The organism is Geomonas agri (genome assembly GCF_020179605.1).
In the GTDB taxonomy this organism is placed as follows: domain Bacteria; phylum Desulfobacterota; class Desulfuromonadia; order Geobacterales; family Geobacteraceae; genus Geomonas; species Geomonas agri.
The window spans coordinates 911,643-927,043 of sequence record NZ_JAINZO010000001.1; the positions used below are offsets into that span (position 1 = coordinate 911,643).

General features: G+C 59.5%; 13 protein-coding genes and 1 tRNA gene. 7 read left to right on the top strand and 7 right to left on the bottom strand.

The genetic code is table 11. The features are described 5' to 3' along the window. Positions 1-52: 52 nt before the first annotated feature. The 5 genes from K7R21_RS03960 to K7R21_RS03980 form a co-directional block, all read right to left on the bottom strand. The gene (locus K7R21_RS03960) at positions 53-793 is read right to left on the bottom strand and encodes a hypothetical protein (RefSeq protein WP_224981989.1); all 741 of its coding nucleotides are present in this window, start codon (positions 791-793) and stop codon (positions 53-55) included. A 99-nt stretch (positions 794-892) separates the two neighbouring features. After that, entirely contained in the window at positions 893-1,186 is a 294-nt protein-coding gene (locus K7R21_RS03965) for a hypothetical protein (protein ID WP_224981990.1), read from the bottom strand. Between the two features lie 960 nt (positions 1,187-2,146). After that, positions 2,147-2,221: transfer RNA gene (locus K7R21_RS03970), tRNA-Cys, on the bottom strand. Between the two features lie 61 nt (positions 2,222-2,282). Next, a complete protein-coding gene (pgsA, locus tag K7R21_RS03975; RefSeq protein WP_224981991.1) occupies positions 2,283-2,873 on the bottom strand; it encodes a CDP-diacylglycerol--glycerol-3-phosphate 3-phosphatidyltransferase in 591 nt (196 codons plus the stop codon). Positions 2,874-2,888: 15 nt separating this feature from the next. Beyond that, the gene (locus tag K7R21_RS03980; protein ID WP_224981992.1) at positions 2,889-3,503 is read right to left on the bottom strand and encodes a lytic transglycosylase domain-containing protein; all 615 of its coding nucleotides are present in this window, start codon (positions 3,501-3,503) and stop codon (positions 2,889-2,891) included. A gap of 343 nt (positions 3,504-3,846) precedes the next feature. Between K7R21_RS03980 and nadB the strand changes: the two genes are divergently transcribed. From nadB to K7R21_RS04015, 7 genes are all read left to right on the top strand, one after another. Continuing rightward, positions 3,847-5,442 carry an L-aspartate oxidase gene (nadB, locus tag K7R21_RS03985; protein ID WP_224981993.1) on the top strand — a complete coding sequence of 532 codons (1,596 nt, stop codon included), beginning with the start codon at positions 3,847-3,849 and terminating at the stop codon, positions 5,440-5,442. A 10-nt stretch (positions 5,443-5,452) separates the two neighbouring features. Then, positions 5,453-5,728, top strand: a complete 276-nt coding sequence (locus tag K7R21_RS03990; protein ID WP_224981994.1) for a chorismate mutase — start codon at positions 5,453-5,455, stop codon at positions 5,726-5,728. Positions 5,729-5,743: 15 nt separating this feature from the next. Then, positions 5,744-5,953 (top strand): hypothetical protein, encoded by a 210-nt coding sequence (locus tag K7R21_RS03995; RefSeq protein ID WP_224981995.1) that lies wholly within the window; start codon positions 5,744-5,746, stop codon positions 5,951-5,953. Next, positions 5,953-8,637 carry a [protein-PII] uridylyltransferase gene (gene glnD, locus K7R21_RS04000; RefSeq protein WP_224981996.1) on the top strand — a complete coding sequence of 895 codons (2,685 nt, stop codon included), beginning with the start codon at positions 5,953-5,955 and terminating at the stop codon, positions 8,635-8,637. The genes K7R21_RS03995 and glnD overlap by 1 nt, the downstream gene beginning before the upstream one ends. Next, on the top strand, positions 8,637-9,515 hold the full coding sequence (gene xerD, locus K7R21_RS04005) for a site-specific tyrosine recombinase XerD (RefSeq protein WP_224981997.1): 879 nt from the start codon (positions 8,637-8,639) through the stop codon (positions 9,513-9,515). Before glnD ends, xerD begins: the two co-directional genes overlap by 1 nt. A 147-nt stretch (positions 9,516-9,662) precedes the next feature. Further along, the gene (locus tag K7R21_RS04010) at positions 9,663-10,862 is read left to right on the top strand and encodes a cofactor-independent phosphoglycerate mutase (protein ID WP_224981998.1); all 1,200 of its coding nucleotides are present in this window, start codon (positions 9,663-9,665) and stop codon (positions 10,860-10,862) included. A 266-nt stretch (positions 10,863-11,128) separates the two neighbouring features. Continuing rightward, positions 11,129-12,433 (top strand): aminotransferase class I/II-fold pyridoxal phosphate-dependent enzyme, encoded by a 1,305-nt coding sequence (locus tag K7R21_RS04015; RefSeq protein WP_224981999.1) that lies wholly within the window; start codon positions 11,129-11,131, stop codon positions 12,431-12,433. Positions 12,434-12,707: 274 nt separating this feature from the next. Here the strand turns inward: K7R21_RS04015 and lepB are convergent, their stop codons facing one another. Both lepB and lepA read right to left on the bottom strand, forming a co-directional pair. Continuing rightward, positions 12,708-13,379 (bottom strand): signal peptidase I, encoded by a 672-nt coding sequence (lepB, locus tag K7R21_RS04020; protein ID WP_224982000.1) that lies wholly within the window; start codon positions 13,377-13,379, stop codon positions 12,708-12,710. Positions 13,380-13,432: 53 nt separating this feature from the next. Then, entirely contained in the window at positions 13,433-15,232 is a 1,800-nt protein-coding gene (gene lepA / locus K7R21_RS04025) for a translation elongation factor 4 (protein ID WP_216798643.1), read from the bottom strand. Positions 15,233-15,401: the final 169 nt, after the last annotated feature.

Consider the following 15,401-nt stretch of genomic DNA (forward strand, 5'->3'; position numbering starts at 1 on the left):
TTGAACTTTGATTATCTTTGCTTTCGATTTTCCTGATTAACAGTATGTCGTTTCATTCTGGATGTCCGTAGCATGTGTCATCATTCCGATGCACGGACGCGATTAAATTATCGAAGTCGAACTGGCTTTCCTTGCCGCGTGCCATCCGATCGCATACAACGACAGCAATGGCGATCTGCTGTCGAGATCGTTCCAAAGTGCGTATGAGTCGGTGGTGGTTTAAGACGGCATTTACTAGTTTTTCCTTGATGTTTGCAGGTAATCTGCCGCCGATGATTCCGTCCAACTCAATTGCTCCAAGAATCGGGTGCTGTTCGCTCTTATACCTGCTAGGCCGGAGTCTGCGCAACTTCCCGATATCATGGGCCACGATAGGGATCAGGTATGCCCAAATTCTTGAAGTCGAGACAGTCTTGTCGTTTTCCACTGTTTTTATGAATTGATAACCAGTCTCAACGGCGTGTTGCCACAATGGCGTTGCCAAGAGCGCCATTAGTGGACTGTGCAAACAGTTTTTGCCTATAATTGTATTTTTTGGACCCGCAATTGAGGGGGTTAATGGTTCTGCATCGTATGCGTACAGGACGTCACGTAGAATCTCCCGATACGGCAACGTCCTTTGTTCGGTCTGAACCAACCCTTGCATCCCAGCCAGCTTCCACTGAAATTCATTTGGGACTCGAACTTTAGAGTGCAAATCATCCCAGAATGCCTGAATTCCTGCTACTTTGAACAGTATTGATCCCACAGGATCCACATCATGTATACTAGAGTGCTTTCCCTCGTTGGACATGGTCTTCCCCCTTTTTAAAAAAGATACAAAGCAATGCCTTTACGGGCAGACTTTTCTGAAGGTATTCTTGTGAGCCCTTTGGGGGCAAAGAAGCAAGGTTCACTGCTTGGGAGGTGAAGGGCGAAGGTTCCGCCGTCCGCGGGAAGCGCCACTAACTAGCAGTTCCTGGTTTCGGCTCCGTAAGGCCGTGCGATTCACCTTCTCTCTATCATGGAAGACAGCGAGGTCGTCCCCCGGTTCCAACAGGGGAAAGTCCCCGCCGCAGTCGGCGATGGCGTCGAAGCTTACTTTGAGGATGCTGGTGTGGGCGGCCTCGATGACGGTCAGCATCGCCGACTTGGCCGCCCCCTCCGATGCTTGCTGCACCTTTTGCTCGTTCTCGAATCCAATCATGTTTACTCCTGCGTTCATGTTGGTCCCGGTCAGGTACGGGCCGGAGCGGTACCGCCAAAAAGGTGATATCTGCAGGAAAATAGGAGATATTCGGGAAAGCGGAAAGAACATGGTATTGTTGGGGAAGTCGGGGAACCGGTGTCCCGAGAAAACGAAAAGGAGGTGTTCCGGTATGGGAGTATTCAGGCTACAGGCGAAGAAAATAGCAGGAGGCACACGCCTCCCCCCGCGCCGTTGGCGAGGATTGAGCCGCTGTGGCGAAGGTGAAGGTTGTGATCGAGGAAGAACAGCCTGTCGTGCCGGAAAAGCCTGCCCCCCGGCGAAGCCCTTGTCGTTGGCCGCAGTGGGATGACGTACTAGGGGGGCAACCCATTGGCGCCTCTAGAAGGCAATGTCGGGGAAGAATTAGGTGGAGCGGAGGAGTTTTGCGCTGTCGTGTGTCCTGCGGAAAGATCTGGGGCGGGTGGTAGAGAAGCTAGAGGAGAAGAGGAAATATTTTCGCGGAAGGGAGGAAGACCGGAGCGACAACGAAAAGGCCCTTGGATTTCTCCATGGGCCTTTTCAATAGATGGCCGGAATGAGAGGAACCGCTGGGCGGAAGTCGTGGCGAGGCAGGAGGTTGACCAGTCGAGTCGGTGGCTAGAAGGCTGATGCGAGAGAGACTAGGCTTGGAGATGAATCTTCTTCGCGAATTGGACCGGTGCGCCAACGCAAAAGGCCCCCGGCTATTACCGAGGGCCTTTGTTTTAAACGGTCGGAATGAGAGAACTGGAACCTCCGCCCCCCCTGCTCCGGAAGCAGGGGTGCTAAGGCTAATTCTTTGACAATTTCGTTGCCGTAATAAATGGTATGCCAGAAGGTGTATTTGACGAGGAGATGGCCCCGCCAGTAGAGGCCACGGATAAGGCCACGACAAACAAAACAAGGGGTTAGCTTGCTTAGCTAACCCCTTGTTTTTATTGGAGGCGGCAATCGGATTTGAACCGATGAATGAAGGATTTGCAGTCCTTTGCCTTACCACTTGGCCATGCCGCCTTGTACATCAAATGAGTCCCGTTTATAACCTGATTCCCTCGCCGGTGTCAATATGAAATTTTTATTTGGCTATCACCCTGACGAATTTACTCAGGTAGTCGACGCCGCTCCAGATGGTAATCACGGTCGCGATCCAGAGATAGAACATGCCGACGTTATGCATGTTGACTACCAGCAGGGGATGGTCGATGCCGAAGAACCAGTGGTAGTCGTAGTGCAGCAACAATCCGATGATGGCGACCAGTTGGAAGATGGTCTTGAACTTGCCCAGGTTGCTGGCCGGAATGACGATACCCTCGGTGGAGGCGATGCCGCGCAGACCGGTGATGATCATCTCGCGCCCGAGTATCACCAGTACCATCCAGGCCGGCACGCGGTCGAAGGGGAGAATCATGATCAGCGCGGCCATGACGATCAGCTTGTCGGCGATCGGGTCCAGGAACTTGCCGAACACGGTGACGATCCCCATCTTCCTGGCGAGATACCCGTCCAGCCAGTCGGTGACCGATGCTGCGGCGAAGAGCGCCGCGGCCCAGAAGCCGGGTTCGCGCTCGGGCGACAGCAACAGGACGCACAGAAGCGGTATGGCCGCTATGCGCAGCATGGTCAGGATGTTCGGGAGATTCATGATCTGGGATCGGGTGGAGGGCATGCTTGGCCTTTTACGCTATCGGTAGCTGTTCCGGTAACTGAGTACCTTGGACACGTAGGTCTGGGTTTCGGGATAGGGGGGGATGCCGCCGTACTTGGCAACGGCGTTCAACCCGCAGTTGTAGGCGGCGACCGCCAGCGACTCGTTCCCCTTGAAGGTGTCCAACAAAAACCTCAGGTAACGCACGCCGCCGCGGATATTGTCGGACGGATTGAAGGAGTCGGTGACCTTGAGCCCCTGGGCGGTCTTGGGCATGAGCTGCATCAGCCCCTGTGCCCCCTTGGGCGATACCGCGCTCGGGTTGTAGCCGCTCTCGGCGTGGATCACCGCTTTCACCAGCGAACTGTCGACGCCGAACTCGCGCGAGCAGGAGCTGATGATGGGCTCGAACTCGGCGGGGTTGCGGGCATAGCCGGAAAGCTTGAAGGCGGTCCTGAGACGCTTGTCCTTCTTTATGTCGCGCATGAAGATCTTGAAACGCTTGTCGGTGGGGGCGTCGGTGAAGTGAACGGTTCCGTCGGGATCTTCGTATTTATATATGTCGGCGCGCGCAGGTGCCGGGATACACCACGACAGTGCGGCCACGGTCAGGATGGCTGCCAGGGAAAGTCGGTGTGACGTTAAGCGCATGAGCTTCCTTTTTTAATGGGACAGGGAATTCCGCCACGAAAATATATAGACTAATAAGCATGATAATTCAAGGTCTAATGTAACGTTGGCGGGCTATAACCTGTCAAAAGTCTTGACAAAAATCTCGCTGGGATCAATAATTTGCGGGTTTTCCCGAGCCGGTTACGCGAAGAACGCAAGGTACCCGCGACGCACACCAAGAAATCTCCTTTGAGGGCACAGGCCCAACGTTGCCGCCATGACCCCCTGAGCCTTTCCTGAAGTACTCGCGACTGCTGCACGGCTTCGTCTCATACTTTCGGTCTCAAGAAACGCCTAATCCAGCTTATCGGGGGGTAGTTTGATGAAGGAGAAAACTGATTTTCTGGTGATCGGCAGCGGTATCGCGGGGCTTTCCTTCGCGCTGCAGGCTGCGGCCCACGGCAAGGTCGCGGTGGTCACCAAACGGGACATCTCGGAGTCGGCCACGAACTACGCGCAGGGGGGAATCGCCACGGTCTCGTCGGAAGAGGACACCTTCGACGCGCACGTGCAGGACACCCTGGTCGCCGGCGCCGGTATCTGCCACGAGGACGTGGTGCGCATGGTGGTCGAGGAAGGGCCGCAGGTGATCCGCAACCTGATCGACTGGGGGGTGCAGTTCACCAAGAGCGGCGACGCCTACGACCTGACCCGCGAAGGGGGGCACAGCGCGCGGCGCATCTTGCACGCCGAGGACATCACCGGCCGCGAGATTGAGCGCGCCCTGGTGGAGGCGGCCAAGAAGCACGAGAACATCACCATCTACGAGAACCACATCGCCATCGACCTGGTCACCGAGTCGAAGGTGCTGAAGCAGAAGTTGGAGCAGAACCGCTGCCTGGGCGCCCACGTGCTGGACAAGGAGTCCGGCGTGGTGCGGACCTTCGCGGCGCGCATTACGCTGCTGGCCTCGGGCGGCGCCGGCAAGGTCTATCTTTATACCTGCAACCCGGATGTTGCCACCGGTGACGGCGTTGCCATGGCCTACCGCGCCGGCGCGACTATCGCCAACATGGAATTCATGCAGTTCCACCCGACCACGCTGTACCACCCCAACGCCCGCTCGTTCCTGATCTCCGAGGCGGTACGCGGCGAGGGGGCCATCCTCAAGCGCCGCGACGGCACTGCCTTCATGGAGAAGTACCATCACCTGAAGGACCTGGCCCCGCGCGACATCGTGGCTCGCGCCATCGACAACGAGATGAAAACCTACGGCGACGACTGCGTCTACCTGGACATCAGGCACCGCGGCGCCGAGTACATCACCTCGCGCTTCCCCAACATCTACCAGACCTGCCTCGAGTACGGCATCGACATGACGAAGGAGATGCTCCCGGTCGTTCCCGCGGCGCATTATCTCTGCGGCGGCGTGCAGGTGGACTTCAACGCCGAGACCGACATCAAGCACCTCTACGCCATCGGCGAGGTCGCCTTCACCGGCCTGCACGGCGGCAACCGTCTCGCCAGCAACTCGCTTCTTGAGGCGGCAGTCTACGCCGGGCGCGCCTACGAGCACGCGGTGCAGATACTCAAGGACGAGACCTTCTCCTTCCCGCAGATCCCCGAGTGGGACGCCGGCACCGCGACCAACTCGGACGAGATGGTGGTGGTGTCCCAGAACTGGGACGAGATCCGCCGCTTCATGTGGAACTACGTCGGCATCGTGAGAAGCGACAAGCGCCTCGCGCGCGCCATGCGCCGCATCGAGCTGATCCAGGACGAGATCGAGGAGTACTACTGGAACTTCATAGTCACCTCGGACCTTATCGAGCTGAGAAACATCGCCACCGTGGCGCAGTTGATCGTCGCCTGTGCACAGATGCGCAAGGAATCGCGCGGGCTCAACTACAATATCGATTACCCGGGCGTCGACGACGTGAACTGGAAACGCGACACCCACATCAAGAAGAAGTTCTGAGGACGCCGCCATGGGCATTGACGACATCAGGGACGAAATCGACCGGCTGGACAGCGAACTGCTGCGCATCTTCAACGAACGCGCCTCGCTCGCCCTCAAAATAGGCGAGATAAAGAAGGGGCTCGACCTGCCGGTCTACGACCCGACCCGGGAGAAGCGCATCTTCGCCCGGATGACGTCGGAGAACCATGGGCCCCTGGACGACCAGGCCATCGTGCGGCTCTTCGAGAGGGTGATCGACGAATCGCGCCGCCTTGAGCGCATCATGACCCGCGGCGAACACTAAAGGGAGGATTGGCAGGTGCTGATCGTTATGCGTAAGACGGCCGACGAAAAGGCCCAGGAAGAGATCAAGTCGTTCCTCATCGAGCGTGGCTTCGACATCCACCAGTCCACCGGCGCGAACCGGGTCATCATCGGCGTCATCGGCGACACCGAAACCCTCCCCGAGGCCGACATCAAGGCCTTCCCGGGCGTCCTGCAGGTAGTGCGTATCGCCAAGGAAGAGTGATGCGCCTGAACATAAACGCATACCTCTCCGAGGCGATGAAGGGGGACGGCAAGAGCTTCGAGGAGAAGCGCGGCGCCTACCTCGCCGCTGCGCGCGAGTTCCTGGAGCACTTCCGCGAGGAGTCCAAGCGCTCGCACCGTGAAGGGGAGGACGGCATTGCCGTGGTGCAGTCCATCACCGCCATGACCGACGCCCTGGTGACCAGGCTGTTCACGGCGCTCTCGGACGACCTGCAGATGCACAAGACCGGTCAGCTTGCCCTGATCGCGGTGGGGGGCTACGGGCGGCGAGAGCTGAACCCGTACTCCGACCTTGATCTCCTTTTCCTGTATTCCGGCAAGGACTCCAAGGTGGTGGAGGAGGCGGCCAACCGCTTGCTCTACTTCCTGTGGGACCTGCGCCTGGACGTCGGCTACTCGGTGCGCACCATCGCCGACTGCGTCGAGATGGCGGGCAACGACATCACCGTCAAGACGGCGCTTCTGGACGCGCGCCTGCTCACAGGGAGCGAACACCTCTTTACCGAACTGAAGAAGATGATGGTGACCCAGGTGCTCGCCAAGAGAAGCGACGCCTTCATCAACGAGAAGCTGGAGGAGTTGCGCAAACGGCGCGAGAAGTACGGCTCCAGCGTCTACATCCTGGAACCTAACATCAAGGAAGGGGAGGGGTGCCTCCGGGACCTGCACACTGCGATGTGGGTCGCCAAGATCAAGTACAAGGTGGATGAGCCGCGCGAACTGGTAATCAAGGGGGTCCTCTCGGAAGAGGAGCTCGGCATGTACTACAGCTCGCTCTCCTACCTCTGGCGCATCCGCAACGAACTGCACTACCTGGCCGGTAGGAAGAACGACCAGCTCACCTTCGAGGCCCAGACTTCCATCGCCCGCTTCTTCGGCTACGAGGACAAGGGGAAGACCCTCGCCGTAGAGCAGTTCATGCAGGACTTCTACCTGCACGCCAACCGCGTCGAGCACTTCAGTTCGCTCCTCATCACCAAGTGCAGCCAGCGCGAGGACTCCACCCGCAAGATCCTGGGCTACTTCACCCGCCGCCCGGTGGGAGACGGCTTCTACGTCATGAAGGGTGAACTGGTGGTCCCGGATGAGGCCGTGGTCGCCAAGGACCCGGTGCGGCTCATCAAGATCTTCGAACATGCCCAGAAGCAGGGGGTGGCGCTCTCCCTGGCCACCAAGACCCTGATCCGCAACAACCTGGACCTGGTCAACGACAAGTTCCGCCGTTCCAAGGAGGCCAATGCCTCCTTCATCAACATCCTGCAGTCCGAGAAGAAGGTCTACGATACCCTGCAGCAGATGCACCACCTGGGCTTTTTGATCCGCTTCATCCCGGAGTTCGAGCGCATCTACTGCAAGGTGCAGCACGACGTCTACCACATCTACACGGTCGATACCCATACCCTGTTCGCCGTCGAGGAACTGGCCAAGCTGTGGCGCGGTGAGCACAAGGACACGCTGCCGCTCTTGACCCAGCTCGCCATGGAGATCGACAAGCGCTGGTTGCTGCTCCTGGCCGTCTTGTTCCACGACATCGGCAAAGGTGGGGGGGGCGGTCACGCCGAGGTGGGTGCCGAGTTGACCAAGACCATCGCCCGCCGCATGGGGCTCATCAAGGAAGATTCGGAGCGGCTGCAGTTTTTGGTGCGCCAGCACCTCCTGTTGGCCCACATCGCCCAGCGCCGCGACCTGCACGACGAGCGCATGATCATCCAGTTCGCGCGCCAGATGGAGAAAAGCGAGAACCTGAAGATGCTCTACCTGTTGACCTACGCCGACATCAAGGCGGTGGGGCCGGAGGTGTGGACCGAGTGGAAGGCGCTTTTGCTGCAGGAGCTCTACGAGAAGGCCTTCACCGTGCTGGAACGCGGCGACTTCAAGCTGGAGGCGTCCGGGGACCGGGTGCGCCGGGTCAAGAGGACCGTGTTCGACCTCTTGGCGGACGACTACCCGGGGCAGCTCATCAAGGACGAGTTGCAGGCACTCACCACCAGGCATCTGCTCTCTTATGCCCCCGAGGTTCTCTCGGGGCACGTGCGCACGCTGCTCGAGATGCCCAAGAAACTGCTGGTGCTGCAGCTGTCCCACGAGGTGGACCGCGGCTATACCAACTGCACCATCTGCACCTATGACGTCCCGGGGCTCTTCTCCATGATCACCGGCGTTATGGCGGCCAACGGCATGAACATCCTGGGCGCGCAGATCCACACCAACACCAACGAGAAGGTGCTGGATATCCTCCAGGTGAATTCGCCGCAAGGCTTCGTGATCACCGAGGAAAGCCGCTGGACCCGTTTCGAGACCGATCTGAGGCAGGTGCTGGAAGGAAAGATCCGGGTGGGGCAGTTGGTGGCTAAGCGCAACCGTCCCAGCATCCTCACTGAGAAGGCGAAGCCGACCGTGCCGGCGCGGGTGGAGATCGACAACGAGGTTTCCTCCGACTACACGGTCATCGACATCTACGCCCACGACAAGGTCGGGCTTTTGTACAGCATCACCAGCACGCTCACCAGGCTCGGGCTCTACATCGGCGTGTCCAAGATTTCCACCAAGGTGGACCAGGTCGCCGACGTGTTCTACGTGAAGAACATCTTCGGGCAGAAGATCACCGAGCCGAGTAAGCTCGAGGAGATCCGCAAGGACCTCCTCGCTGCCGTGGACGGCTAGTGGACCGCTACCTCGACCTGTTCCTGAACTACCTGGTGGTCGAAAAGGGGGCCGCCGACAACACCGTGGCCGCCTACAGCAGGGACCTGACCCGCTACCTCGCGTACCTGGGGGACCGGGAGCCCGGGCAGGTGCGGGCGAGCGACGTCACCGGGTATCTCGCCAAGCTCAAAGGGGAGGGGATCTCACCCCGGAGCCGGGCGAGGGCGCTTTCGGCGCTTCGGATGCTGCACCGCTTCCTGGTGCGCGAGGGGTACTGCGAGGTCAATCCGACCGCCATCGTCGAGGCGCCCAAGGGGCTCCAGAAGCTGCCGAGCGTACTCAGTTCACGCGAGGTGGAAGCGCTGCTGGCCTCGCCGCTCGACACCGGCGCCATCGAGTTGCGCGACAAGGCGATGCTGGAACTGCTCTACGCCACGGGGCTGCGCGTTTCCGAGCTGGTGGGACTGAAGATAGGCGACGTCAACATCGACGCCGGGTACCTGATGACCATCGGCAAGGGGGACAAGGAGCGCTTGATCCCGATGGGAGGCGCTGCGTGTCACGCGGTGGGGGAGTACCTGGAGCAGGCGCGCCAGGAGCTCTTGAAGCAGAAGAGTTCGCCGCTGCTTTTTTTGAGTCGGCTCGGTGAGGGGATGACGCGGCAGGCCTTCTGGAACATCATCAAGAAGAGGGCGCTGCAGGCGGGAGTGAGGAGCGGCATCTCGCCGCACACCTTGCGGCATTCCTTCGCGACGCACCTGTTGGAAAACGGCGCGGACTTGAGGAGCGTGCAGATCATGCTCGGCCACGCTGACCTCTCGACCACGCAGATCTATACTCACGTGACGCGCGAGCGGCTGAAGCGGCTGCACGAAAAGGCGCACCCGAGGGGATAAACAAAGCGCCTCACGCAAAGCCGCAAAGGCGCGAAGACACTAAGCAAAGCTGGTGATTCTGAACGTTTCACCCTTTGCGTCTTGGCGGCTTGGCGTGACAGATTGAGTTTCACTCTAACCACAGATTACTGATAAAGGATGGATGCTATGAAGTATGTTGTGTTGCTCGGAGACGGGATGTCGGACCAGCCGGTCGGGGCTTTGGAAGGAAAAACACCCCTGCAGGCGGCTAAGACGCCTAACATGGATTTCATGGCCAAACGCGGAACACTGGGGCTCGCACACACGGTGCCGCAAGGCTACGCTCCGGGGTCGGACGTTGCCAACCTCTCCATATTCGGCTACAACCCGGTCGACTGCTACACCGGCCGCTCGCCGCTGGAAGCGGCCAGCATGGGTGTCTCCCTTGGCCCCGACGACGTCGCCTTCCGCCTCAACCTGGTACACCTGGAGGCACGCGGCGGCAAGCTGATCATGGAAGACTACTCCGCCGGCCACATCTCCAGCGCTGACGGGCGTGAACTGGTCGAAGAACTGCAGCGCCAGCTCGGCAACGAGGAATTTTCCTTCCACCCCGGCGTCAGCTACCGCCACCTTATGGTATGGCACGGCGGCAGGACCCAGATTAAGATGACCCCGCCCCACGACATCTCCGGGCAGTCCATCACCGAGCACATGCCGTCTGGCGAGGGCGCAGACAAGCTCATCTATCTGATGAACGCTTCGCAGATGATCTTCCACAACCACCCCCAGTACAAGCGCCGCGCCGCCGCAGGCGAGGTGCCGGCCAACTCCATCTGGCTCTGGGGACACGGCAAGGCCCCGGCCATGGACACCTTTGACGCACGCTTCGGCCTCACCGGCGCCGTCATCTCGGCCGTCGACCTGATCAAGGGGATCGGCGTCTACGCGGGGCTCGACATCATCAATGTCCCCGGCGCCACCGGCTACCTCGACACCAACTTCGACGGCAAGGCCCAGGCCGCCATCGACGCGCTCAAGACCCACGACTTCGTGTTCGTGCACGTGGAAGCGCCGGACGAGGCGTCGCACTCCGGCAAGCTCGCCGACAAGATCAAGGCCATCGAGCTCTTCGACGAGAAGGTGGTGGGACCGGTGCTGCAGGGGGTGAAGCAGTTCGGCGATTACCGCATCCTGTGCGCGCCCGACCATCCCACGCCGATTGTCATGATGACCCACAGCTCCGATCCGGTTCCCTTCGTTATCTATGCCGGCGAGGAAAAGGAGAAGACGGGCGTGGCCGGGTACGACGAGATCGCCGCTGCCGCGACCGGGATCAAGGTGGAGCCGGGATACAAGCTGATGGAGATGCTGCTCAACCGCTAGTTGGAACTGTTCCTTACCTTCGATCTCCGCCCCTCCCCCTGGAGGGGGGAGGTCGGGAGGGGGGCGTTTCCAGATGACGACTGTTTCCCCCTCCCTAGCCCTCCCCCTCCGGGGGAGGGGATAATCAAAATGAACATCATCCCGCATCGCCTCACATTAAGCGTTGACAACTGCTTGGCCACGGGTTTTAATGGCCAGTCTACGATTACTTAACCTCATCGGTCCTGCCCTCGGGCATATCACATTAAAGCTTCAGGAGGAATTTGATGAATCCATTAGCCGCGGAGTTAAACGAGTCTCTGGCCCAGCACAGCCCTCATGTACTGGAGATGCTGTCTGATCTCGGCAAGAACCTCTTCTTCCCCAAAGGGATCCTCACCCAGTCGGCTGAAGCAAAAGAAAAAGCCCACAAGTTCAACGCCACCATCGGCATCGCCACCGAGAACGGCGGCCCGATGTACCTTTCCTGCATCCAGGACAAGCTGACCGGCTTTGATCCGAAGGATATCTACCCGTATGCACCGCCGGCAGGCAAACCGGAACTGCGCGCCCTGTGGCGCGAGAAGATGCTGCGTGAAAACCCGAGCCAGGTCGGCAAGCACTTCAGCAGCCCGATCGTCACCAACGCGCTGACCCACGGCCTCTCCATCGTTGCCGACATGTTCGTCGACAAGGGCGATCACCTGATCCTGCCGGACATGCTCTGGGGCAACTACAACCTCACCTTCGGCACCTGCAGTGGCGCCATCGTGAAAAAGTACCCAACCTTCACCGCCAACGGCGGCTACGACGTCGACGCCTTCAAGGCCGCCCTGCAGAACTCCGCCGAGGAGAAGGGCAAGGTCATCGTGCTGCTGAACTTCCCGAACAACCCGAGCGGCTACACCCCGACCGTTGCCGAGGGTGACGCCCTGGTCGCCGCCATCAAGGAAGTCGCCGAGGCTGGCTGCAACGTGGTCGCCATCACCGACGACGCCTACTTCGGTCTCTTCTACGAGGACAGCCTGAAGGAGTCCCTCTTCGGCAAGCTGGCCAACCTCCACCCGCGCATCCTGGCGGTCAAGCTGGACGGCGCCACCAAGGAAGAATTCGTCTGGGGCTTCCGCACCGGTTTCATCACCTTCGCCGACGGCCACGACTACGAGAACGCGCCGGTGATGAACGCCCTGGAGAAAAAGGCAATGGGCATCATCCGTGCCCGCATCTCCAACTGCCCGCACCCCTCCCAGACCTTCGTTATCGAGGCGCTGCGCTCCCCGGACTTCCTCAAGCAGAAGGAGGAGAAGTTCCAGATCATGAAGGGGCGCGCCCTGAAGACCAAGGAAGTGCTCAACAGTGGCAAGTACGAAAAGGCCTGGGATTACTACCCGTTCAACTCCGGCTACTTCATGTGCCTCAAGCTGAAGAACGTGGACGCCGAGAAGCTGCGCGTGCACCTGCTGGAGAAGTACGGCGTCGGCGCCATCTCCACCACCAAGACCGACCTCCGTATCGCCTTCTCCTGCATCGCCGAGCAGGACATCCCGGAGCTGTTCGACATCATCTACAAGGGTGTGCAGGACCTGGCGTAACGGCTGCCTGTTTTACCTTTTAGCTGAATGAAAGAAGCCCCTGACCGCGCATGTGCGGCAGGGGCTTCTTTTTATTGTGATGTCTCACGCAAAGTCGCAAAGGCGCAAAGAAAGAAAATACATACAGGGATAAAGGGGATAAAAGGGATACGTCAAAACCCGCCTTAGGTTTTGATCACTGTTACCCCTTTTATCCCTGTTAAAACGCCAGTGCTGTGCAAAAGAAAAGGGCTCTCCGATGTGGAGAGCCCTTCGCGTACCAGAGGCTTTTGCGTTAGTCTATCAGCTTCCCGATAGATCCGAAGCGGGGGCGCATCTTGTCTTTGTCCCAGGACCAGTACTTGATGAAAGCCAATCCCTTGATCTTGTCCATCTTCACGAAGCCCCAGAAGCGGCTGTCGTAGGAACGGTCGCGGTTGTCGCCCATGACGAAGTAGGAGTCGGCAGGCACAGTGACCGGATCCTTGAAGTCCCTCGGGTTGAACTCCTTGGGAACGGTGTCGGGCTCCTTGTGCACCTCGTGCGGGTTGGCATACAGCTTCCCGTTCACGTAGACTCGCTTGTTCTTCACCTCGACCACGTCGCCGGGGGTGCCGATGATGCGCTTGATGAAGTCCTTGCTGGGATCCTCGGGGTACTCGAACACGATGACATCGCCCTGCCTGGGGGAGCGGATCTTGAGGATGCGCCCGTCCAACCCGGGGATCTTGGTGCCGTAGATGAACTTGTTGACCAGCAGGTGGTCCCCGATGAGCAGGGTGTCTTCCATGGAGCCCGAGGGAATCTTGAATGCCTGTACCACGAAGGTGCGGATGACCATGGCCAACAGCACCGCGATGATGATCGATTCGAGGTACTCGCGGACGATGTGTTTGCCCTGGGCTGGCTTCACTTCTTTGGCCGGTTCAGCGGGTTTATCTTCGACAACGTTCTTGTAATCTTCCATGTGCTGTTGCTTCCTTTTGAGGGTATGGGAGGGTCAAGCCTTCCTAAATTAGGCTAACCTTCGACTTTGAGGATGGCCAAAAAGGCCTCTTGCGGCAGTTCCACGTTGCCCACGTTCTTCATGCGCTTCTTCCCTTCCTTCTGCTTCTCCAGGAGTTTGCGCTTCCTGGTGATGTCGCCACCGTAGCACTTGGCGAGAACGTCCTTCCTCATCGCCTTCACGGTCTCGCGCGCGATGACCTTGGTGCCGACCGCTGCCTGGATGGCGATTTCGAACATCTGGCGCGGGATCAACTCTTTCATCTTGGAGACCAGCTCGCGGCCTCTGTAGTAGGCTTTGTCCTTGTGGATGATCAGCGACAGGGCGTCGACCACTTCGCCGTTGATCATGATGTTGAGGCGCACCAGTTCGCTTTGGCGGTAGTCCAAAAGCTCGTAGTCGAGCGACGCGTACCCCTTGGTGATCGACTTCAGGCGGTCGTAGAAGTCGAGGACCACCTCGTTCAGCGGCAGCTCGTAGACCACCATGACGCGGGTCGGGGTCAGGTACTTGATCTCGCGCTGCACGCCGCGCTTCTCCTCGCAAAGCGCCAGGATCCCTCCCACGAACTCGTTGGGGACGTGGATGGAGGCGAGGATGAACGGCTCCTCGACGTAGGCGATCTCCTGGGTCGGGGGGAGCTGGTTCGCGCTCTGGATGTGGACCATGTTGCCGTCGGTGCCGTGCACGCGGTAGACGACGGTGGGGGCGGTGGTGATGAGCTCGAGGTTGAACTCGCGCTCCAGCCGCTCCTGGATGATCTCCATGTGCAACAGACCCAGGAAGCCGCAGCGGAAGCCGAAGCCGAGCGCGAGCGAGGTTTCCGGGTCGTAGGAGAAGGAGGAGTCGTTCAGCTTGAGCTTCGCCAGCGCGTCGCGCAGGCTCTCATACTGGGAGGTGTCGATCGGGTAGAGCCCGGAGAACACCATCGGCTTCACTTCCTTGTAGCCGGGAAGCGCCGCGTCGCAGGGGTTGTGCACCAGCGTGACGGTGTCGCCTACCTTGGCGTCGGCCACTTCCCTGATGCCGGCAATGATGAAGCCGACCTCGCCGGCGGTGAGTGCCGCGACCTCGCGCATGTCGGGGGAGAAGACGCCGGCCTTCAGCACCTCGTAGTTCTTCCGGTTCGACATGAGCTGGATCTTGTCGCCCTTTTTCACCGTGCCGTCCACGATGCGCACCAGGATGATGACGCCCTGGTACTGGTCGTACCACGAGTCGAACAACAGCGCCTTGAGCGGCTTGTTGGGGTCGCCCTGCGGCGGCGGGATCTTCTTGACGATCTCTTCCAGGATCTCCTTGGTGCCGATCCCTTCTTTGGCACTGGCCAGCACGGCGTCATGGGTATCGAGACCGATGATCTCCTCGATCTCGGCCTTGACCCGCTCCGGCTCGGCGGCGGGGAGGTCGATCTTGTTCAGCACGACGAAGACCTCGAGGTTCGCGTCCAGGGCCAGGTACACGTTGGCCAGGGTCTGCGCCTCGACCCCTTGGGAGGCGTCCACCACCAGCAGGCCGCCCTCGCAGGCGGTCAGCGAACGGGAGACCTCGTAGGTGAAGTCGACGTGGCCCGGGGTATCGATCAGGTTGAGTACGTAGTCCTTGCCGTCTTCGGCCCGGTAGTTGAGGCGGACGGTCTGGGCCTTGATGGTGATGCCGCGTTCCCGTTCCAGGTCCATCTTGTCGAGGAACTGGTCCTGCTTCTCGCGTGCGGAGAGGGTGCCGGTGAATTCGAGAAGGCGGTCGGCAAGGGTGGATTTGCCGTGATCGATGTGGGCGATGATGGAAAAATTGCGGATATGCTCGAGTACCATATTGTCCTTTATCGGGCGGAGATTAACTCATGAAATATATAGATTCGACCTCTGATTGTAAAGGAATTTCTCCCCTCAGAAACAGCCGTGGGCTCTCTTGTTCCGGCTGCCTACCAACCGGCATCCACTTTCAGTTTTTGGGTCCCATGCCGATAAGAAAATGCGGGCA

Coding starts and splice junctions, on each gene's coding strand:
- K7R21_RS03960 (WP_224981989.1), bottom strand. CDS start 793: ATGTCCAACGAGGGAAAGCACTCTAGTATACATGATGTGGATCCTGTG.
- K7R21_RS03965 (WP_224981990.1), bottom strand. CDS start 1,186: ATGATTGGATTCGAGAACGAGCAAAAGGTGCAGCAAGCATCGGAGGGG.
- pgsA (WP_224981991.1), bottom strand. CDS start 2,873: ATGCCCTCCACCCGATCCCAGATCATGAATCTCCCGAACATCCTGACC.
- K7R21_RS03980 (WP_224981992.1), bottom strand. CDS start 3,503: ATGCGCTTAACGTCACACCGACTTTCCCTGGCAGCCATCCTGACCGTG.
- nadB (WP_224981993.1), top strand. CDS start 3,847: ATGAAGGAGAAAACTGATTTTCTGGTGATCGGCAGCGGTATCGCGGGG.
- K7R21_RS03990 (WP_224981994.1), top strand. CDS start 5,453: ATGGGCATTGACGACATCAGGGACGAAATCGACCGGCTGGACAGCGAA.
- glnD (WP_224981996.1), top strand. CDS start 5,953: ATGCGCCTGAACATAAACGCATACCTCTCCGAGGCGATGAAGGGGGAC.
- K7R21_RS04010 (WP_224981998.1), top strand. CDS start 9,663: ATGAAGTATGTTGTGTTGCTCGGAGACGGGATGTCGGACCAGCCGGTC.
- K7R21_RS04015 (WP_224981999.1), top strand. CDS start 11,129: ATGAATCCATTAGCCGCGGAGTTAAACGAGTCTCTGGCCCAGCACAGC.
- lepB (WP_224982000.1), bottom strand. CDS start 13,379: ATGGAAGATTACAAGAACGTTGTCGAAGATAAACCCGCTGAACCGGCC.
- lepA (WP_216798643.1), bottom strand. CDS start 15,232: ATGGTACTCGAGCATATCCGCAATTTTTCCATCATCGCCCACATCGAT.